Origin of the sequence: Nocardia sp. NPDC049737 (assembly GCF_040674755.1) — a bacterium.
GTDB lineage: Bacteria > Actinomycetota > Actinomycetes > Mycobacteriales > Mycobacteriaceae > Nocardia.
The window spans coordinates 63163-85875 of sequence record NZ_JBFANH010000032.1 but is presented as its reverse complement, the minus strand read 5'-3'; the positions used below and the strand labels follow the sequence as shown (position 1 = coordinate 85875).

Annotated in this window: 8 protein-coding genes and 1 tRNA gene; 3 read left to right on the top strand and 6 right to left on the bottom strand. The window is 66.6% G+C overall.

The window, feature by feature from the left end; translation table 11 throughout:
* Positions 1-23 precede the first annotated feature (23 nt).
* A complete protein-coding gene (locus AB0J47_RS34230; RefSeq protein ID WP_364355836.1) occupies positions 24-14624 on the bottom strand; it encodes an SDR family NAD(P)-dependent oxidoreductase in 14601 nt (4866 codons plus the stop codon).
* Between the two features lie 902 nt (positions 14625-15526).
* Positions 15527-15600 (bottom strand) — tRNA-Met (locus AB0J47_RS34225).
* A gap of 100 nt (positions 15601-15700) precedes the next feature.
* Between AB0J47_RS34225 and AB0J47_RS34220 the strand changes: the two genes are divergently transcribed.
* Complete coding sequence (locus tag AB0J47_RS34220; RefSeq protein WP_364355833.1) at positions 15701-16114, top strand: VOC family protein; 414 nt, start codon at positions 15701-15703, stop codon at positions 16112-16114.
* A 1-nt stretch (position 16115) separates the two neighbouring features.
* Here the strand turns inward: AB0J47_RS34220 and AB0J47_RS34215 are convergent, their stop codons facing one another.
* Positions 16116-16835 (bottom strand): hypothetical protein, encoded by a 720-nt coding sequence (locus AB0J47_RS34215; protein WP_364355830.1) that lies wholly within the window; start codon positions 16833-16835, stop codon positions 16116-16118.
* 50 nt (positions 16836-16885) lie between these two features.
* Positions 16886-17353, bottom strand: coding sequence for a MarR family transcriptional regulator (locus AB0J47_RS34210; RefSeq protein WP_364355827.1), 468 nt, complete (start codon positions 17351-17353; stop codon positions 16886-16888).
* A 72-nt stretch (positions 17354-17425) separates the two neighbouring features.
* Between AB0J47_RS34210 and AB0J47_RS34205 the strand changes: the two genes are divergently transcribed.
* Positions 17426-18640: an FAD-dependent monooxygenase gene (locus tag AB0J47_RS34205; RefSeq protein ID WP_364355824.1), complete on the top strand. Its 1215-nt coding sequence runs from the start codon at positions 17426-17428 to the stop codon at positions 18638-18640.
* Positions 18641-18692: 52 nt separating this feature from the next.
* Here the strand turns inward: AB0J47_RS34205 and AB0J47_RS34200 are convergent, their stop codons facing one another.
* On the bottom strand, positions 18693-20258 hold the full coding sequence (locus AB0J47_RS34200; RefSeq protein WP_364355821.1) for an NAD(P)/FAD-dependent oxidoreductase: 1566 nt from the start codon (positions 20256-20258) through the stop codon (positions 18693-18695).
* Between the two features lie 69 nt (positions 20259-20327).
* Here AB0J47_RS34200 and AB0J47_RS34195 point away from each other — a divergent pair, with 69 nt between their 5' ends.
* Positions 20328-21350, top strand: a complete 1023-nt coding sequence (locus tag AB0J47_RS34195; RefSeq protein ID WP_364355818.1) for an AraC family transcriptional regulator — start codon at positions 20328-20330, stop codon at positions 21348-21350.
* Here AB0J47_RS34195 and bla read toward each other — a convergent pair.
* Positions 21339-22238, bottom strand: a complete 900-nt coding sequence (gene bla / locus AB0J47_RS34190; RefSeq protein ID WP_364355815.1) for a class A beta-lactamase — start codon at positions 22236-22238, stop codon at positions 21339-21341. The genes AB0J47_RS34195 and bla overlap by 12 nt on opposite strands.
* Between the last annotated feature and the right edge of the window lie 475 nt (positions 22239-22713).

The following is a 22713-nucleotide window of genomic DNA, read 5'->3' as shown; positions in this document are numbered from 1 at the left end:
CTGAGGTGGTCGCGGAACTTGCTTCAACTGATTTGGTCGATGAATTCGAACAGCTCGCGGTCGTCCGCGGATTCGAGACTGTCGGCGCCGCCATCCAGGTCGAATCCGTCGGTGTCCTTGCCTTCGAGCTCACGCAACAGTGCGGTCAATCTGCTCGCGATATCCGACCGGTCCACAGCCGACAGCTCGGCCGTGGCGCAACTGCGCGCCAGCGACTCGATCTCGGCCGCGATACGTTCCGCGGGGTCGTCGACCGAAACGATCTCCTGCCGGAGGAAACCGGCCAGCGCCTCCGGGGTGGGATAGTCGAACATCGCGGTCGCGGACAACTGCACGCCGACAGCCGACTTCAGCCGGTTGCGGAATTCCATCACGCCGAGCGAGTCGAACCCGATATCGCTGAACGGCTTGTCCGGCGGGGTCGAGTCCGCACTGGTGTGTCCCAGCACGGCCGCGGCCTGGGCCCGGATCACGTCGAGGATGACGCGTTCCTGTTCGGCGGTCGAGCGGCCGAGCAGTTGCGTCGACCAAGACACGGAGCCACTCGATGCCGCCGACGGTGCGCTCGTCGTATCGACCACCCGGCGGCGCGCTGGCCGCGACAAGCCACGCATGACCGCGCGCACATCACCGGGATGTGCCTCGCCGAGGGCGGTCCGGTCGATCCGGACCGCCACGAACGCCGACTGCCCGCCCGCCAGTGCGGCGTCGAACAATTCCATGCCGTCCTCGTCGCCCAGCGGAAGGAGACCTTCGCGCCGCAAACGGGCGACGTCGGCCGCGCCGAGCGTGCTGGTCATACCGCCGCTCTGCTCCCATGGCCCCCATACCACCGACGTCGCGGGCAGACCGGTCACCTGCCGGTGTTGCGCGAGCGCATCGAGGAAGACATTGGCGGCCGCATAATTCGCCTGGCCCGGATTGCCGATCAAGCCCGCGATCGAGGAGTAAAGCACGAACGCCGACAGATCCAGGTCCTTGGTCGCCTCGTGCAGATTCCAGGCCGCATTCACCTTGGGCCGCAACACTTTCGCGATCTGCTCCGGCGTCATGGTGGCGAGCAGACCGTCGGCAAGCACACCCGCCGCATGCACGACAGCGGTCAACGGATGCTGCGACGGTATGGCCGCCAACACCGCGTCCAGTGCGGCTCGATCGGCCGCGTCGCACGCGACCACGTCCACATGCGCACCGAGCGCGGTCAGCTCGGCGGCGAGTTCGGCCGCGCCGGGGGCTTGGGGACCGCGCCTACCCGCCAACACCAGCCTGCGCACACCATGGACGGTGATCAGGTGTCGTGCGGCCACCGCGCCCAATCCTCCGGTGCCGCCGGTGATGAGAACAGTGCCCTCGGGCCGCAATGGCACCGGCACGGTGAGCACATTCTTGCCGATATGCCGGGCCTGACTCAGGTACCGGTAGGCCTGCGGCGCTTGCCGCATATCCCACGCGACAGTCGGATACGGCGCCAGAGTGCCGGCCTCGAAAAGCTCGACCAGCGTGGTCAGAATCTCGTGCAGCCGATCGGGACCCACCTCCATCAGCATGAAGCTGTGGTAGTCGACCCCCGGATGCGCGGCGGCCACCTCGACCGGATCACGCCGGTCCAGCATGCCCATCTCGACGAACCGGCCACCGCGCGGCAGCAGTCGCAATGACGCGTCCACGAATTCGCCTGCCAGCGAATCCAATACGATGTCGACACCGCGACCGTCGGTGGCGTCGAGGAACTTCTGCTCGAAATCCAAGGTGCGCGAGTTGCCGATTTCAGCGTCGTCGAACCCCGAATCGCGCAACACATTCCACTTGGGCTCACTGGCGGTGACCAATAACCGCAGGCCCAGGTGCCGCGCGAGTTGCACGGCCGCCAGCCCGACACCACCGGTCGCCGCATGCAGCAGCAGCGTCTCGCCAGGTTGCGCATCGGCCAGGTCGACCAGGCCGTAGTAGGCGGTCGCGTAGACGATCGGAATCGCCGCGGCCTGAGTGAACGACCAACCACGCGGCATCGGCGCGAGAAGTCGGCGATCGACCATCGCCACCGATCCGACACCCGGGATCAACCCGAAAACCCGGTCGCCAGGTGCGAATTCGGTCACATCCGGTGCGACCTCCAACACGACACCGGCTCCCTCGCCGCCGGGCCGGCCAGCCTTGTCGGGGTAGGTGCCGAGCGCCATCAGTACATCCCGGAAGTTGAGGCCGACCGACCGCATACTCACCCGGACCTGTCCTGCCGCAAGTGGTTCCAATGCGGTCGGATGGTCGCTGAAGGTGAAGTTGTCCGCGGTCAATGTGCCCTTGTCGCGCAGAGTCAGCGCCCATGCCTTGGTATTTCGCGACGCGAGGTCGAGAGCGTTCGGATCACCGCGGTTCAGGCGCGGCACGTATGCCTTTCCGTGCCGCAGGGCCAGCTGGGGTTCCTCGCCCGCAGCCGAGGCCATGGCCACAGCGGGCCGATAGTCCGGCCAGTCTTCGACATCGACGAGGATGATCCGGTCGGGGTTCTCACTCTGTGCGGTCCGCAGCAGACCCCACACGGCTGCCGTCGACAGGTCCACTGGCTCGTGGGGATGTACCGCGACCGCCTGCCGGGTCACCACGACGATGAGCCGGTCCTGCGTCAGCAGCCGCCGCACCTGCGCCGCGAGGTCGGTGACCAAATCCCGCACTGCCACCGGAAGCTTGCCGTCGACGGCCGGAGAGCCGGTGCGCGACAGCTCATTCCATCGCCGATCGTCGAGTCGCAACACCGTCGCGTCCCGGCCCGCGATCGTCGCGGTCTCACCGTCATCGGCGGGACTCCAGGCGGCGGCGGTGAGCGCACCCGCAGGCTCGGGTAGCGCGACCCAGTTCAGCTCGTAGCCGACGCCGTCGGTGCGACGGTGCGCCGAACCGAGCGCATCGGTGGACAATGTCCGCAGCGTCAGTGCACCGATGTCGGCCACGGCCATGCCCGCCGGGTCGGCCAGGGTTACGGTGATCCGCTCACCCCCAGTCCCGGACCCGGTCGCGGCAGCACGGACCCGCACCGTGGTCGCGCCGGTCGCATACAAGGCGATGTTCTCCCACGAGAACGGGACCGCGATCGCACCGGCCCGGGTGTCGGGAACCAGCCCACCGAGCAGGACCGCGTGCAGCGCGGCATCCAACAATGCCGGATGCACACCGAAGGCCGAGCCGTCCGATCGTGCGGACTCCGGCAGTACGACCTCGGCGAACACCTCACCGTCGTGCGCCCACAGGGCGGTCAGTCCGCGGAACGCCGGTCCGTACTCATAGCCCCGCCCGGCCAGATCCGCGTAGGCGTGATCGATCGCTATCGCCGTCGCCTCTGCCGGCGGCCAGCTCACCGGACCCGATTCCACCGGGGGCGTGTCCGATCCGACTGTGACCGTTGCGACAGCGTGGCGAATCCATTGTCCCGCAGCATCGTTCGGCGAGCCTGAAGCGTCGCCGTTCGACCGCGAGTACATCGACACCGTCCGTGCGCCGGTGTCATCCGGTCCGCCCGCTACGACCCGCAAGTCGACAACCCCGGTGGGCGGTATCGGCAGGGGCGCCTCGATCACCAACTCCGCCAGTCGCGGGCAGTCCACCACTGCTCCCACGTGCAGGGCCAGCTCCACGAGCGCGGCACCGGGCAGCAACACCACCCCGGTGACAGCATGATCGGCCAGCCAAGGATGACCGGCTCGCGACAGCCTCCCGGTGAACACCACATCCTCGGAGTCCGGCAACCGCAGCATCGCGCCCAACAGCGGATGCCCCGCATCGTCCAGGCCCGATTGCCATAGGTCCGGCGCGTCGACCGGCCGCGCCCAGTAGCGTCGATGCTGGAACGCATAGGTAGGCAACGTCATCCGATGCGTGGAGCGGCCCGCATACAGCGGCGTCCAGTCCACCCCTACGCCGACGACGGCGGCCTGTGCCAGCGCGGTCACGAACTGCGTCGGCTCGTCCACCGAGCGTCGGGCGGCCGCGACCACTGTCGATTTGGCTTCGACAGCGGGGGTTTCGACCAGGCATTGCTGAGTCATGAAGGCCAGCACAGCATCCGGTCCGATCTCCACGAATCGCCGCGCACCCGCCTCGACCAGGGTGTCGATGCCCGGCGCGAACCGGACGCATCCCCGCAGCTGCTCGACCCAGTACTCGGGATCGGTCAGCTCAGCAGCGACCACGACCGCCGAAACGTTCGACACGATCGGCAACAACGGCTCCCGATACGTCAATCCCGCGGCGACCGAACGGAACTCGTCGAGCATCGGCTCCATCAATACCGAGTGGAACGCGTGACTCACTCGCAGCCGGGAGGTTTTCACCTCCTGCCTGGCGAACCGATCAGCGAGTTCGTCGATCGCGGACGCATCCCCGGACAGCACCACCGACGACGGACCGTTCACCGCCGCCAACGACACCCGCCCGTCATACCCGGCGAGCACCTGCACCGCGTCGTCCTCCGGGACCGCGACCGCGAGCATGGCACCGCCCTCCGGCAAGGCCCCCATCAAGCGACCGCGCGCCACAACGAGCGCACACGCATCCTCGAGCGACCACACCCCCGCCACGTACGCCGCGGTCAACTCCCCGATCGAATGCCCGATCAGCAGATCCGGTGTGACACCGAATGATTCGATCAGACGGAACAACGCCACCTCGAACGCGAACAACGCTGGCTGGGTGAACTCGGTCCGATCCAACACGCTCTCGGTACCGGCGAACATGAGAGCTTTCAGCGATCGGCCCAGCAGCGGATCGACCTGCGCGCAAACCTCGTCCAAGGCCGCCGCGAACACCGGGAACGACTTGTACAGGCCCGCGCCCATCCCAGCCTGCTGCGCACCCTGCCCGGTGAACAGGAAGGCCGTCTTCCCCGAACCCGCCGTCCCCGCGATCGTGCCCGGCGAACCCGCCGCCACATCCGCCAGACCCACCAGCAGCTCGTCCCGATCCCGGCCGACGACGACCGCCCGTCGGTCCAGCAATGCTCGCGAGTCCACCAATGACCGTGCCGCCGACCAGATGTCGAGCTCCGGGCGATCGGCCAACCACGCCCGCAACCGCTCGGCCTGCGTCCGCAGACCCTCCTGCGACTTGCCCGACACCGTCCACGGCACCACGGCGACATCGATGTCCGGCCCGGCCGCACCACGCTCAGGCGTCGAAACCGCCTGGGCCGGTGCTTCTTCGATAATCACGTGCGCATTGGTGCCACTGATCCCGAACGACGACACCCCGGCCCGGCGCACCCTGTCGCCGACCGGCCACGCCTGCGCCTCGGTCAACAGCTGGACATCGCCCGCAGACCAGTCCACGTGCGGGCTCGGCTCCCGCGCGTGCAATGTCGTCGGCAGAGTTCGGTGCCGCAACGCCTGCACCATCTTGATCACACCGCCCACACCCGCCGCCGCCTGCGCGTGACCGATATTCGACTTGAGCGAACCAAGACGCAGCGGTTCTCCCGCACGGTCCTGCCCGTAGGTGGCGATCAGCGCCTGCGCCTCGATCGGGTCGCCCAGCGCCGTTCCAGTACCGTGCGCCTCCACCACATCCACGTCGCGCGGATTCAACCCGGCATTCGCCAGCGCCGCCGCGATCACCCGCTGCTGCGACGGGCCATTCGGCGCCGTCAAGCCATTGCTCGCGCCGTCCTGATTAATCGCACTGCCACGCACTACGGCTAATACGTCGTGGCCCAGCCGACGTGCATCCGACAGGCGCTCCACGATCAGCACCGCCGCACCCTCGGACCACGCGACACCATCGGCCGCGGCCGAGAACGACTTGCACCGGCCGTCTGTGGCCAAACCACGCTGCCGCGAAAACTCCTGGAACACCATCGGTGTCGCCATTACCGTCGCGCCACCGACCAAGGCCAGCGAACTCTCCCCCTGACGCAGCGCCTGGCAGGCCAGATGCAGCGCCACCAGCGACGACGAGCAGGCGGTATCCACCGTCATCGCCGGGCCCTCCAGACCCAGCGCATAGGCCACCCGCCCGGAAGCCACGCTCCCCAGGCCGCCGGTCAGGACATACCCTTCGACCTCGGGCCCGGCCTTACCCGTCACGGCCTCGTAGTCCTGGTACATCACGCCCGTGTAGACACCGGTGTCGCTGCCGCGCAACGACGTCGGGTCGATTCCCGCGTGCTCGAGCGCTTCCCAGGACACCTCGAGCAGCAACCGCTGCTGCGGATCCATCGCCGTCGCCTCGCGCGGGCCGATCCCGAAGAAGCCCGGATCGAAATCACCTGCGTCATAAAGGAATCCACCGCGACGGGTATAGACCGTCCCCGGCTTGTCCGGATCCGGATCGAACAGCCGCTCCAGATCCCAGCCACGATCCGCCGGGAACTCCCCGGTCGCATCCCGGCCGGAAACAACCAGGTCCCACAGCGCATCCGGCGATTCGACGCCGCCGGGGAACCGGCAGGCCATGCCCACGATCGCGATGGGTTCGTCCACGCGCACGCGGCGCGAAACCGGTGCCGTCCTGGAACCGGAATCCGTTCCCTCGATCGTGGAGTGCAGCAGGGTGGCGACAGCCGCGGCGGTGGGGTGGTCGAAGACCAGGGTGGACGGCAACTGGACACCGCTGGCCTGCGCCAGCCGGTTGCGGAATTCGACGCCGCCGAGCGAGTCGAATCCCAGTGCGTCGAATCGCTCGTCGGGGCCGATGTCTTCGGCGGAACCGTGTCCGAGCACGGCCGCCGCGTGCTCCCGAACCAGGTCGAGCACCACCTCGGCGCGTTGGGCCCGCGGTACCCGGCTCAGTCGTGTGGCCAGTGAACTCGACGCGGCGGCGGTCCGGTTCGTGGTGCGGGGCAGGAAACCGCGCAGCACCGTGGGCACCGCACCGGTGCCCGCTTCGCGCCGCAGCTCGGCCGGGTCGAACCGAATCGCCGCCAAGTGCGCGGCGGCGCGACCGGTGGCCGCATCGAACAGCCGCAGACCTTCGTCGTTCCCGAGTGCGTGGAGACCGAGCCTTTCCCAGCGGGCGACGGCGCTGCGGTCCAAGCCACCGGTCATGCCGCCAGCGGAGTTCCAAGGCCCCCAGCCCAATGAGATCGCGGGCAACCCGTCGGCACGGCGACGGTGCGCCAGCGCGTCGAGGAAGGCATTGGCTGCCGCGTAGTTGCCCTGTCCCGCCGATCCGATCGTTGCCGCGATAGACGAGAACAGCACGAAGGCCGACAGGGCGCGGTCGCGAGTGAGTTCGTGCAGGTGCCATGCCGCCGCGGCCTTCGAGCTGAACACCCGCCGCAGTTGCGCGGTGGTCAGGCCCGCGAGGGTGCCATCGTCGAGGACACCGGCCGCATGGACCACGCCGGTCAGCGGATTCTCGACCGCTATCGAATCGAGCAGGGAACGGAGGGCTTCTCGATCGCCCACATCGCAGGCCGCCACCGCGACAGCGGCGCCGGATGCCGACAGCTCGGTAACCAGTTCTTTTGCGCCGCTGGCAGTTTCACCACGCCTGGACACCAGCAGCAGGTGGCGGACCCCGTGCGCGGTGACCAGATGTCGAGCCACCAGTGCGCCGAGGCCACCGGTGCCACCGGTGATCAGGACGGTGCCCGCGCCGAACGACGGCGTCGCGGAGCGAGTCGATGAGGGGTGCTGGTCGGGCGACGGGTCGGCATCGTGCTCCGCTCGCGCTCGCACCAGTCTGGGCACGAGCAATGCTCCGGCGCGCACCGCGGCCTGTGGTTCGCCCGCCACGAGCACCGCACCGACGAGTGTCGAGTCATCCATGGGCGCAACTGCCGACGGGTCGGAGTCGAGGAGAATGAACCGGCCCGGATATTCGGATTGGGCGCTGCGAATCAGGCCCCAGACGGCCGCCGCGGCGAGACCTGGTGCCTCGCCCGGCAGCGCGGCACCGTTCGCGGTAACCACGAGCAGCCGCGTGTCGGCCAGACGATCCGCTGCCAGCCAGGACTGCACCGTCGCCAACACCATTTCCAGGTACTCGCGAACGATCGCCGGATCGTCGGCCGCGGCGCTGTCCTGCGGATGCCAGATTACGACATCTGGAATCTCTTGTGCCGCAGCGAGTTCCGAGGGGCTTGGATAGCAGGTGCCGATTCCGGCAACCGGTTCCGAACCGAGTACGGCCATCCGGTCCGCGGACACACCCGGTGTCGCTGCCGACGCGGGCGTCCACTGGACCTCGTAGAGGTCGGCGACATCCCCGGCCAGGGTGCCGCGCAGCTGTTTCACGTCATAGGGCCGCATGACGACCGCGTCGACGGACACCACGGGCCGTCCCGAATCATCAGTGGCCGCAAGGGAAATCGTCTCCGGTCCGCGCGTCGTGGCGATGACCCGCAGCGTCGTCGCTTCGGCCAGCGGCCGGTGCAGCCGCGCTCCGCCCCAGCGGAACAGCAACCGGCCGGTGTCCGGATCTCCGTCCTGATCGCGCCACAGGAGCCCAGCGAGCCCGGCGTGCATCACCAGGTCGAGCAGCGCCGGATGCAGATCGAATCGCTCCGGTTCGGGCGCGGCCGCCGTATCCAGGGTGACCTCGGAGAAGACGGTCGCACCCCGCTGCCATGCGGCGCCGACACCGAGCAACGCCGGGCCGTACTCGAGTCCGGATACTGTGGCGATCCGCTCGGGAATCCATGCCGGGTCGAGAGTTTCGGCGTCGATCGGCGGCCAGGTTTCGTCCCGCAACTGGTCCAGCAGCGCGTCATCGCCGTCTGGCGAGGGCGCCAGTACACCGCTGGCGTTACGCACCCATTCGCCCGCTCGGCGACCACCCTGACGGAAGTAGAAGCTGAACTGCCGTCGCCCGGCCTGGTCCGGCTCCCGCACCGACACCTGGAGTTCGACCTCATCGTCTTCCGTCGGCGGTATCGGAGCCTCCAGGGTCAGCTCCTCCACGACGCCGCAATCTATGCTGCTGCCCGCGACGAGCAGGAACTCGACGAGGGCCGCGCTCGGCAGCACCACGGTGCCGTAGGTCATATGGTCGGCGACCCACGGGTGGGTCGCCAGCGAGAACCGGCCGGTGAAAACGAACTCGTCCGTGCCGGCTACCTGCACCACACCGGTGAGCAACGGGTGGGCAAGGGCGTCGCCGGTGACTTCGGGGCGCGGCGGCAACCAGAAGCGCTGGTGTTGGAAAGCGTACGTGGGCAGGGGAACTCGTCGTATCGCCCCGCGACGCAGCAGTGGCGTCCAATCCACCGGCAGCCCGGATGTGTGCGCGTGTGCCAGCATCATCGCGAACTGTTGGGGCTCATCGTGATCCCGGCGCGCGGCCGCGGCCACAACCGAGGTCGACTCCGCGTCCTCCGCAAGCGTCTGCCGGGTCATCGCCGCCAGCACCGCGTCGGGCCCCACTTCCAGGAATCGACGCACACCCGAGGCGATCAACGTCTCGATGCCCGGCGCGAATCGCACCGCGGCCCGCACCTGCCGAACCCAGTAGGCGGGTTCGGTCACTTCGTCACCAGCAAGCCGACCCGACACATTCGAAACCAACGGCAAGCGAAGCCGGTGGTACGTCAAATCCTTGACGACAGACTCGAATTCGACCAGCATCGGCTCCATCCGATGCGAGTGGAAGGCATGGCTGACCCGCAGCCGTGACGTCTTCACGCCACGCTCGGCGAATCGTGCCTCGATTTCGCCGACTGCGTCCTCGTCACCCGAGATCACCAGAGCCGCCGGCGCGTTCACCGCGGCGACCGACACTCGGTCGGGGTATCGGGCGACAACATCGTTGACTTCGGGTTCGGACGCCGCGATGGCCAGCATCGCTCCGCCCTCGGGCAACCCACCCATGAGACGTCCGCGCGCCGCCACCAACCGGCACGCGTCCTCGAGCGACCACAGGCCCGCGAGGTACGCGGCAGCGACTTCTCCGATCGAATGGCCGATCAACACATTCGGGGTGACGCCGAACGACTCCAGCAAGCGATACAGCGCCACCTCGAAGGCGAACAGCGCGGGCTGGGTGAACTCCGTCCGATCCAGCACCGCGACACCGGTATCGCCACCAGCGACGCCGGTGAACATGACCGCTTTGAGCGAGCACTCCAATACCGGATCGAACTGGGCGCACACCGAATCCAACGCGTCCGCGAATACCGGGAACGCCTCGTACAAGCCCGCACCCATACCGATCCGCTGTGCACCCTGACCGGTGAACAAGAATGCCGTCTGCCCCGAACCGACGACGCCGCGGATCACACCGGTACCGGTACCCGATTCGGCGAGCTCCGCCAACCGTACGAGCAACTCGCCCCGGTCGCGACCGAGGACCACACTGCGCGAATCCAGCTGTGCCCGCGACGTCGCCAGCGCATAGGCCGCATCCGCGATGTCGATCTCCGGCCGCTCGGACAACCACGCCCGCAACCGGGCGGCCTGGGCACGCAAACCCGCCTCGCCCTTACCCGACACCAGCAACGGGGTGACCGGCACGATGATTTCGGTGTCCTCCTCGGCGGCCGCTACCGGTGCGGCAGGCGCTTCTTCGAGGATCACATGCGCGTTGGTGCCGCTGATCCCGAACGACGACACACCCGCCCGGCGCGTCCGAGCTCCGGCGATCCACGGTTCGGCTTCGGTCAGCAGACGCACCGCGCCCGCGGTCCAATCCACATGCGGCGACGGTGTTTCGGCGTGCAGTGTCTGCGGCAGCCGCTCGTGCCGCATGGCCTGCACCATCTTGATCACACCGGCCACACCTGCGGCGGCCACGGTATGGCCGATATTCGATTTCAAGGAACCGATCCGCAATGGTTCCCGGTCGCCACGGGTCTGCCCGTAGGCCGCGATCAAGGCCTGTGCTTCAATCGGGTCACCCAGGGGCGTGCCGGTCCCGTGCGCCTCCACGGCATCCACATCGGCCGCCGAGATCCCCGCATTCGCGAGGGCATGCGCGATCAACCGCTGCTGCGACGGACCGTTCGGCGCGGTCAGACCGTTGCTCGCGCCGTCCTGGTTCACCGCACTACCGCGAATAACGGCCAGGATGTTGTGTCCGAGCCGCTGCGCATCCGAAAGCCGCTCCAGCACAAGGATGCCCGAACCCTCCGACCACGACACACCGTCGGCGGCAGCCGAGAACGCCTTGCAGCGGCCGTCCGGCGACAGGCCGCGCTGGCGGGCGAAGTCCACGAACAGATATGGGCTGGCCGCGACCGTCACGCCACCGGCGAGCGCCAGCGAGCTGTCGCCCTGGCGCAGCGCCTGGCACGCCAGGTGCAATGCCACCAGCGACGACGAGCACGCGGTATCCACCGTCACCGCCGGACCTTCCAGGCCGAACACGTACGCGACACGGCCCGAGATGACGCTGTGCGAAGTGCCGGTCAGCCGGAAGCCCTCCAGGTCGCCGGTCACCCGCCGCGAGTAACCCGATGAGCAGGCACCGGCGAATACGCCGGTATCGCTGCCCCGCAACGAGGTCGGGTCGATACCCGCGTCTTCCAGGGCTTCCCACGATGTCTCCAGCAGCAACCGCTGCTGCGGATCCATCGCCGACGCTTCGCGTGGGCTGATGCCGAAAAAGCCTGGGTCGAAATCGCCTGCGCTGCTGAGGAATCCACCGTGGCGGGTGTAGACCGTGCCCGGTTTGTCGGGGTCCGGGTCGAACAGCCCGTCCAGGTCCCAACCCCGGTCGGTGGGGAATTCGCCGATCACGTCCCGGCCCGCGGTCAGCAGGTCCCACAGGTCCTCGGCGGACCGCACACCACCGGGGAATCGGGCGCCCATGCCGACGATCGCGATCGGTTCGTCCGTACTCGCGCGCCGTGATACCCGGTGCTTGCCCCGGTCGTTTCCGGTGACCCGGGCTCGCAACAGTGTCGCGACCGCACTCGCGGTCGGATGGTCGAAGATGAGCGATGAGGGCAGCGGCACACCGGTGGCCCGCATCAGCCGGTCCCGCAGCCGCACCCCGCTGACCGAATCAATGCCGAACTCGGTGAACGGCAGGTCGGGGTCAATTGATCGGGCCGAATCGTGGCCTAGTACGGCGGCGGCATGCTCACGAACGATATCGAGAACTACTGTGGCACGCTGATATTCGGGGGCGGCCAGCAGTTTGCGGGCCAGCGGGCTGTCGTCCCACGCATCGGTCCGCGCCCTGTCTTCGGGAATTCGGCCCTCGGAAATTTCGTGGAAGCCACCGGAAGTGACCAGCGCACCCGACCAGAGGTTACGGCGCTGGAACGCGTATGGCGGCAGATCGACCCGCGCCCCACCGGAGACCAGCGCGCGCGGATCCACCGGCATACCGGCGCAGTAGGCCTGTGCCAGCGACACGATGAACTGTTCCGGACCGTCCGCACCGCGCCGCAACGAGCCGACAACGGATACGTCCTCGGCCGCACCTGCCGCCTCGGCGGTCATGGCGATACCCATCGTGAGCACCGGATGCGGGCCGACCTCGATGAAGCCGGTGATACCGTCCCCGATCAGCGCCGTAACGGCATCGGCGAATCGAATCGGTTCCCGCTCCGACCGATACCAGTATTCGGCGTCCAGGTCCGCCGTATCCAACCGGTCGGCCGATACCGTGGAGAAGAACGGCACCGACCCGGATTGCGGGCGGATCGGTTCCAGTTCCGCGAGCAGCCGATCGCGAATCCGCTCGATCGCCTTCGAATGCGAGGCGTAATCGATCGGAACCCGGCGGGCCCATACAGCGTCGCGGGCGCAGTCGGCGAGGAATTCCTGCACCGCCGAAACGTCACCGGAGATCACACTTTGCGCCGGTCCGTTCACCGCCCCCAACGACAGCCGGTCGCCATACGCCGAAAGACGTTCTCGGACGGCATCCGAGCCGAGTCCGATCGAGGCCATACCACCCTGCCCGGCCAGCTCATCGGCCAGCGCCCGGGACCGGAGAGCCACCACACGCGCCGCATCGGACAGCGACAGTCCACCGGCAACGTGCGCGGCGGCGACCTCACCGTGGGAATGGCCGATCACCACGTCCGGCTGCACACCGGCTGCCCGCCACATCCGGGCCAGTGACACCATCACCGCGAACAGCACCGGCTGCACCACATCCACGCGATCCAGCGAGGGGGCATCGACCTCGCGACGCAGCACCGCCGTCAGCGACCAGTCCACGTAGGGCGCAAGCGCCGCTCCACATTCCGCGATCGACTCCGCGAAAACCCCACCCGAATCCAGCAGTCCGAGAGCCATCCCCTCCCACTGGCTGCCATTCCCCGGGAAGACGAACGCGACCCGCCGCTGCTCGGCCCGCCCGGTTGTCGGCTCGGTCGCCATAGCGGGCGCGGTCGGGTCGGCCATGGCCTTCAAACCGTCCAGCAGCTCCGCCCGATCCCGCCCGACAACGCTTCCGCGCCACTGCATTTGGGCTCGCATGGCCAGCAGTGAATGCGCCACATCGACCACATCCAGCTCCGGATGGCGTAGTAGCCACTCCCGCAGCCGGGCGGCCTGTGCACGTACCCCGTCCTCGCTGCGCGCCGACACCACCCACGGCACCGCAGCGGCCTTGCTGTCCACCGTGGACGCGGCGGCCCCGACGGCGGGCGCCTGCTCCACGATCACGTGGGCGTTGGATCCCCCCATACCGAACGACAACACAGCTGCCCTGCGTACGTCGGCCATGGGCCAGTCCTCGGTGCCCGTCACCACCCGTAAGCCCAAGTCCGCGAGCCGAATCCGCGGATTCGGCGGCTCGAAGTCCAGGCTGGCCACCAGTTCCCGGCGGCTCAGACAGAGCACGGTCTTGATGAGGCCCGCGATACCGGAAGCACCTTCCAGATGCCCGTCGACCGATCCGATGGCCAGCGGCGCTTCCTGCACCCGGCGCACACCATAGGTCTCGCCGAGCGCGGCGGCTTCCATCGGATCACCTGCGGGTGTTCCGATGCCGTGCAATTCGGCGTACTGCACCGACGGCGCCTCGAAACCTGCCGCGGTCAGAGCGGCGCGAATCGCCGCCGCCCGCGCATCGCGACTCGGTGCGCTCAGCTCGCGGCGTTCGTTGCCCGTGTCGACCGAACTTCCGCAGATCACGGCATGAACCCGGTCGCCGTCGGCGACCGCCTGCGCCAAGGGTTTCAGCGCCACAATGCCGCCGCCCTCGCCGCGCACGAATCCGTCGGCCAGCGCCAGGTTCAGTCCACCGGCCAGGGCCATGTCGCTCTCGCCGCTGCGCAGGCTCTCACATGCCAGATGAACAGCGACCAGCGCGGACGCCTGGGCGCTGTCGACCAGGATGCTCGGGCCGCTGAACCCGAAGTAGTTCGAGACGGGGTTCGCGATTTCGGCGATATCGGTTCCGGTGCAGCCGAGGAACACACCGCACCGCCGGGCATCGCGTGCCGTGGCGGCCAGGCCAGCGTCCTCGAGCGCCTCCCAGCTCAACTCCAGTGCCAGCAGCTGCCGCGGGTCGGTTGCCCGCGCCTCGTTGGGCGAGACTCCGAAGAAGTCCGCGTCGAACTCCCCTACGGTATCGACGAATCCGGCGCGCTCGGTGATGCTCTCCCGACCCCGGGGAGCTGCGCCGATCGCGGCGCGCCCCTCGCTGAGCAACTGCCAGTAACTGTCGAGATCGGCCGCCCCCGGCAGTCTGCAGGACATGCCGACGATAGCGACCTCGAACGCCGATCCGGTCACCTCTGAACATCCTTCCCAAGGCAGCTGGGACCCGCCCTAAAACCTTGGCGAGTGTGTTTGTTGTCCGCAGCAAAGGAATCAGACGATTCCTGCTCCGGACATAACGGTTTCGACGCGGTCGAGGCTCAGCGAAGAGCCCAGGAGATGCGGAGCGTCTTCCGCAAGCGACTTGGGGCCGGCGAGGAGATGGCGCAGGCTAGGCCAGGCTGGACATGGTGTGCCGCCGGACACAGTAGAGCAAATTATCAGCAAATAATGCTGGGGACTGGAGCGCTACGTGAGCACACCAGAGGGCCTAGGCGCACATAAGAACGCGTGGTGCCCGAAATATCCGCCGCTAGGTGCACGCATGGCACCTACGCGACAGCGATGTGGATCAGCGCAATGATCCCTGAGATTTTCGACCAGTAGAACACGATTCATCGTACTGAACAGTAATTTGGCGCTCTTGACCTTGTCAACCGGCCAGTAGCTTCCCAATGGTTACCGCGACCGAGGACGAGCCACCGGCTCGATCGAGGCGGTGATCACCAGTCGGCCCCGGTGGGATTGTGCGGTGTAAAGCATTGGTCTCCTCATGGCGTCGCTACACCAGAAATAGCAGACCTCGGCCGAGAGAATTTTCCAAACATGGGAAGCCAGACCACTCCGCGTGCTTATCGTTTGCCACGGCCGAGACCTATGCCGAAGATGCTGTCTGCTGAATCGAAAAACAAATCCAAGGTTGAACAAACCCAGGATTTGCCGGCACCCGCCCAAGTGGACATGCGCCACCCTGGATGGACCACGCCACACTGGTCAGCGGCGTGGATTATCTACTGGGCGATGTCCACGCGAACCCTTACTCGGAGGCGGAAACGGAAAATGGCCCGGAACAAAGTGTTCCGGGCCATTTCCCTTTGTAGCGGGGACAGGATTTGAACCTGCGACCTCTGGGTTATGAGCCCAGCGAGCTACCGAGCTGCTCCACCCCGCGTCGGTAGGGATAACGCTACAGCATGCGGCGACGCTTACCTAAACGGCAGGTGGGAGGGGTTAACCGGCGGGTAATCGGAAGCGGGTGCGAGCATGGGCATATGCCGATTGCCACTAGCGCCATTGCCCATGTACGACTGACCGTTTGCGATATCGATCGGTCGCGAGCGTTCTACGAGAAGGTGTTCGGATGGCCCGTTGCGCTGGAGGTACCCGCCGATGCAGACGAGGCGACGCGGGAGCGGCTCGGGTTCCTCTTCGGTGGAGTGATCTATCGGATGGAGCACGGGATGATCGGGTTGCGGCCGGTCGGCACCGACAGGTTCGACGAAGACCGGGTCGGGCTCGATCATCTCGCGTTTCCGCTGAACTCACTGGCCGAATTGAAAGCTGCCGCAGCACATCTCGATGCCTGCGGGGTCGCGCGTGAAGATATCAAGGACATCGGGGTCAGCTATATCCTCGAGTTCCGGGATCCGGACAATATCGCGTTGGAACTGGTTGTCCGCAAGTAGGCTAGGCCGCCTTCACCACCTTCTGCACCGCGGCGACGAAGAACTGGTCGAATGCCGCCTGGTCGAGCGAATCATCCAGCGCGGCAACGCGAACCGCGACCGTAATGCCCCGAACTTCGGCGTAACCCAGGTATGCGTTCTGGGTCAACGGCTGGTCGCTGGCATCCGTCTTCGCGGTGCTGGTCGCGTGGTAGGCGATTGCGTTCGCGCCCTTCAGTTCCTGGGGCACAGGCTGATCCGTGACACGCTCGGTCGCGCTGACCTGATGGCCGTCGTAGTTGGCGACCACCTCGACCGAACCGCAGCGCTTATTGCCGTCGGCGATCCGCTGCAGATCGCCGGTGCGCCCGGAGACGAATTCGACAAAGATTTGACCCGACTTACCGGTCGCCGCGGAGATGGATGACTGCGCGAGCAGTTCCTTGGTCGCCGCGCCGAGATCCTGCTGCGTGGAACCGCATTCCGCCGGTGTGAAGGTGGCATTCTGCTGGGTCGCGGTGAGGTCGCCGACCGTCGACTGCAGCTGCTCCGGCGGCAGGTCGAGTTTCTTGGTGCCCGCGGGGAATTCCTCCTGGGTAAGCACCAACTGTTCGCGAGGTGTGCTGGGCGCCGCGGAATTCCAGTGATCCGCCGAGTCGTCCTTGCTGCTGCTACAGCCAGCCACGAGCACCGCGCCCGCCGCCATTGCCACTGCCCACCGTGCGTTACGCAATTCGATCATGGGGTGATCATGTCAGCTGTCGCCACGAGCACCGACTTTCGGAAGGTATTTCAGAGCTCCGTTATCCGGCTGCGGTGGCGCTGCTGCAGCTCGCGCGAGCGACGCAGATAGTCGAGAACGAGGCGCAATTCCGCTGCGCTGTAGCGCGATACCTCGCCGGCCCCCTCCTCGGCGATCGGCCCATAGATCCGCATGACCTTGGCCATCGCCGTATCGGTAATGCGGATGACGACCTTGCGACGGTCTCCCGGTTCGGGATGCCGGACGACGTAGTCGAGTTTGGCAAGGCGGTCCAGCATGGTGGTCACGCTGCCGCTGGTCAACCCCAGTTCGGCGGCGAGAGCGCCGGGGGTGGATTCGCCGTGCCACAGGATTTCCAGACAGCGCAGATCGGTGCGGTTGACGCCGAGATTGGTCGCGGCGGCCTGGTCCACGTCATCGACCGCGGCCTGTAGCGCCTGCGCTTCGCGGCCGACCTCGGCACGCAATTCTGCCAGCTCCGACTTTTCTCTTGACATTCAAGCCTCTCGATTGTCAAACTAATGATGTCTTGATAATCAAGATACAGCAGAGCCAAGTCAGGAGACATCATGAAGAGGGCGCTGATCATCGGCGGCGGGATCGCCGGACCGGTCACCGCGATGGCATTGCGGCAGGCGGGGCTGGAGCCGATTGTGTGCGAGGCATACGGGGAGGCGGCAGCCGAGCAGATCGGCGCGTATCTGACGGTGGCGGTCAACGGATTGTCGGCGCTGGCATTGCTGGACGCACATCACGTGGTGACCGAGATCGGGCACCCGACCGCCACGTTGTCGTTCGCGACCAGCGGGGGCAAGCACATCACCGATATGCCGATCGGCGGCACATTGCCCGACGGCACCGTCACGCACAGCATCAAGCGGCGCGATATGTATCGAGCGCTGAATGCCGAGGCGACGCGGCGCGGAGTGCGGTTCGAGTACAACAAGCTACTGGTGGACGCGACATCGACGGAAGAGGGCGTCCGTGCGACCTTCGCCGACGGCACCACCATGGATGCCGATGTACTGATCGGTGCCGATGGAATCCGTTCCCGCACAAGAGAAATCATCGACCCGTCCGCACCGAAGGCGCACTTCCTCGGCATCTACGGGCTCGGCGGATTCGTGACCGACCGGGCGCTGCACAGCGAGCTCGGGTTGCGGCCCGGTGTGTACAGCATGATCTTCGGCAAGAAGGCGTTCTTCGGCTATTTCGTCGCACCGGACGGCGAAATCTGGTGGTTCGCTAATATGCCTCGGACACAGGAGCTTTCAATGGCGGATTCGGTGGACTGGCGTGCGCAACTCGTCGAATTGCTGTCGGCGGACCGCGGCCCGGCCGCCCGGATCGTCGCCGCCACAATGGATGACACATTCGTCCCCGCCTTCAACCAGTACGACATGCCGACGGTCGACAAGTGGCACAACGACAATATGGTCATCGTCGGCGATGCCGCGCACGCCGTGGCGTCCTCCTCCGGTCAGGGCGTGTCCATGGCGGTGGAAGATGCCGTGACGCTGGCGATCTGCCTGCGCGATATACCGGATACCCCGGCGGCCTTGGCTGCCTTCGAGAACCGCCGCCGGGAACGCGTCGAGAAGGTGGTCGCCTATGGCGCGGAAACCACCAGCGACAAGGCATCGAACGGACTCGCACGCCTGCTGGTTCGCCTGCTCACTCCCTACTTCCTACGCAAGGCCGCCAAAGCCGGTGTCGCCCCACTGAATTGGATGTACGACTACCGGATCGACTGGACACAAGCCTCAGTGACGCACACCGCGTGACGACCCCACCCAGGGTGCACGTTGTGCGGGTCACCACTGAAAATGCGACGGTTCAGCGGGCAACCGGGAGATCGGCGTGACGGACGGCCGAGCGCCGGGTCGCAGCCAGCGTCTTGTGCAAACTGGTGCGCATGGTCGTGGCCGAGTCGAGCAGATAGTTCTGCCGCACCTTCCACGGGTGCCGATCCCCCTGCCGCGGGAAGTCGCCGATCGAGCGCTGAATATAGCCGGAGGCCAGATCGAGCAGCGGGCGCTCATCGAGCTTGCCCTCCGGCTTCGGCACCACGGCCGCGTAATCATTGCGGTCCAGGTGGTTAATCACCTTGCAGACCAACCGTGAGGTCAGGTCGGCACGCAACGTCCATGAGGCATTCGTGTAGCCGATGCAGACCGCGAAATTCGGTACGCCGGTGAGCATCGCACCCTGCCAGACGAATTGCTCCGAGAGGTTCACCGTCTCGCCGTCGACCCGCGGCGCGATGCCGCCGAAGGCCAGCAACTGCAGTCCGGTCGCGGTAACCACGATGTCCGCCTCCAGGATTCGACCGGACTTCAACCGAATCCCCTCGGGCCCAAAGGTTTCGATGTGATCGGTGACGACCTGTGCCTTACCCTTCTTCATCGCCTTGAAGAAATCGGCATCGGGTACGGCGCACAGCCGCTGATCCCACGGGTCGTACTCGGGTGTGAAGTGCTCGGCAACGACCTGCCGGTCCTTCAGGATTCGCGCAGTCAGACCGGTGAGCAGTTTGCGCGCGGCCTCCGGACGTCGACGGCAGTACTGATAGAAACCAATGCTGAACAGGATGTTTTTGGTGCGGATCACGCGGTGCGCCAGCTGCGGCGGCAGCAACTCGCGGATCTTGTCGGCCTGCTTGTCCCGGCCGGGAACGGCACTGATCCAGGTCGGCGAGCGCTGCAGCATCGTCACCGATTCGGCCTGGTCGGCCATGGCGGGCACCAGCGTGACCGCCGTCGCACCACTGCCGATGACCACGACACGTTTGCCCGCGTAGTCGAGATCCTCGGGCCAGAACTGTGGATGCACGACCTGTCCGGCGAAGGAGTCGATGCCCGGAAAATCCGGGGAGTGGCCCTGGTCGTAGTTGTAGTACCCGGCGCAGACATATAGGAAATTGCAGGTCAGCATGCGTTGTGTGGTGCTACCGGCAGTGTCGCGCTGCTCGAGGGTGAGCGTCCAGCGCGCTGATGCGGTGGACCAGTCGGCCCCGACCACCTTGGTGCCGTAGCGGATGTGCCGGTCGATGCCGAATTCCGCGGCCGTCTCCTCGACGTAGCGCAGGATGGACGGACCGTCGGCGATCGACTTCGCGTCCCGCCACGGCTTGAAGGGATAGCCGAGGGTGAACATATCCGAATCCGAGCGAATTCCGGGGTAGCGGAACAGATCCCACGTCCCACCCAGCGATTCGCGCGCCTCCAGCACGGCATAGGTTTTGCCCGGGCATTCGGTCTGCAGCCGATACGCTGCGCCGACGCCGGATAACCCGGCGCCGACGATTACGACATCGAGGTGGTCCGGAACTACAGCGGTCTCGGGCCCACCCGTCACCCGACCACCGTCCCTTATCGAATCGCCGCGCGATGCTGACCTCATCGTTCCAGTCTGCGAGGGCAATGGACCGGATTCTTGACTTTGCACGACAAGTATTTGATTCTGAGCGACATGTCGGTGATTCGGTCCGCGGGGTTGCGCGGATTTCGCGCGACGGTGGCCGAGCTGGGCGGGAACGCCGAGGAATTCGCCACCGCCGTCGGGCTGCCGATCGCCGCTCTAGACGCCGATGATCTGCTGGTACCGGATCAGGCGGTCGCGGCGGCGCTGGAACTGGCCGCGCAGCGGCTCGACTGCCCCGACCTCGGTCTGCGCATTTCGCGTCGACAAGATCTGGATATGCTCGGCCCGCTGGCCCTGGCCATCCGGAATTCGCCGACGCTCGCCGATGCCCTCGAATGCTGTTCGCGCTATCTGTTCCTGCACGCGCGCTCACTCAGCCTGACGCTCGCACCCGACCCGTACGGCGATCGCAGCGTTACCGCCTTGCGCTATGGCATTGCGCCCGGCGGGCCGACACCGGTCCAGGGCACCGATCTCGGACTCGCCTTCGTGCACCGCACATTTCAACGGCTGGTGGATGTGCGCTACGGGCTGCGCTCGGTCGAACTGCCGTACCGACCGGCCGCGCCGATCCGGATCTATGAGGAGTTCTTCGGCGCCCCCGTGCGGATCGAGTGTGCCGCGGCGGTGTTACGAGTGCCGATCAGCCTGGCGACCCGGCCGCTGAGCGGCGGCGACGAGAATCTGCATCGTTTGGCGATGGCATTCCTGGCCGAACAGTCCGGCGGCGCGGATGCCACCATGGCACCTAAGGTCGGCGCCGCCTTACAACAACTGCTGGGTACTTCCGCGCCGGAAATTACTACCGTGGCAAGGCTTTTGACAATCCATCCGCGCACTCTGCAACGTCGCCTCGCCGCTGAGGACACCTCCTTCGCCACCATCCTGGATACCGTCCGCCGCGACGAGGCCCGCCGCTACCTGACCACCACCGATATGCCGATGAGTCAGGTCGCCTCGCTGATCGGCCTGTCCGAACAGGCCACCTTCACCCGCTGCTGCCGAAGATGGTGGGGCACAACGCCTACCGCGGTTCGCCGAGAAGGCGCGCAGCACCGGTTACCGCAGTAGACCGACTGCCTCTTTGGCGGCCTCCGCGACCAAGGCGTTGTCCGCCTTGGCATCCGGGCTGGAATGGGTGGTCAGTACCGCGATAACGATGGGCGCGGCGCTACCTGCGGGCCAAGTGACCGCGACATCGTTGGCAGAGCCGTAGTCGCCGGTCCCGGTCTTGTCGCCGGTCTTCCAATTATTAGGCAGGCCAGCGCGAATGCGAGTACCGCCGGTGGTGGTGGCGATCAGCCAGGCTGTCAGCTGCGCACGCTCAGGCGCGCCGAGTGCGTCGCCGATCGTCAGTGCCCGATAGTCGGCCGCGATTGCCGCAGGTGTGGTGGTGTCGCGCTCGTCGCCGGGGATAGCGGTATTGAGCGTCGGCTCGGTACGGTCCAGGTGGGAGATCTGATCGCCGATGGACCGCAGGAACTGCGTCAGCGCCTGCGGGCCGCCGAGCAGTTTCAGCAGCTCATTACCCGCGGCATTATCGCTGCGAGTAATGGCCGCGTCGCACAGTTCCGAAACCGACATACCGCTATCGATCCGGGTACCGGTGACCGCCGAGCCGCCCGCAGCCGCCACATCCGCCTCGGTGAAGTGCACAGTCTGATCGAAATACCCTGTGGCAAGCGGATGTTCGCGCAACAACGCAGCGCACGCGAAGGTCTTGAATGTCGACATCATCGCGAAGCGTTCGTCCTGACGGAAGCCGACGGTCTTTCCCGAACCGGCATCGACGGCGAAGACCCCGAGCCTGGCCTGATGCTGCTGCTCGATACCGGCCAGCTGGCCCACCGGGGTGGGCGCTGGGTCCGGATCCTTCGATTCGGTCCCACATGCGCCGAGCAGCACCGTTGTCACCAGGAACAGGCCCATGCGAGCCCCGCGTCTACCGATCTTTGTCATGGCGACACGACAGCACAGCGCCGATCCGCCTGTCCAAGACCGACGTGGCCGAAATCCGATATCGAAACCGATATCGCCGCAGCGCAGGGGCCCCACCCGTGGGCTCGTAGTCACCGCAAATCAGGTCACCCGCAGCACCGCCTTACCGCGCAGGGTCCGCGGCGCTTGGAAGGCATCGGCGGTCTGCTCCCCCAGTCGAGCGTCAAGCCGATCAATGGCGTGACCCGACCGTCGGCGACCAGGTCCACCAGGTGCCGAGATCTTCGCCGATGGTTTCCTCCGGGACCGGGCTTATGAAGCCGACGAAGTGCGCGTTCCAGCTTTGGCGTAGAAGTCGGCGAGGTTCAATTCGGCTGCACCCCGATATTTCCGTACCAGGCGAGGTGCCCGCCGGGCGCAATGCGGCGAACGGCTTGGGTCGTGATGGGCCTGGACGCGGCGCTAGCAAGGATCGATGAACGTCGAATAGTCAAGG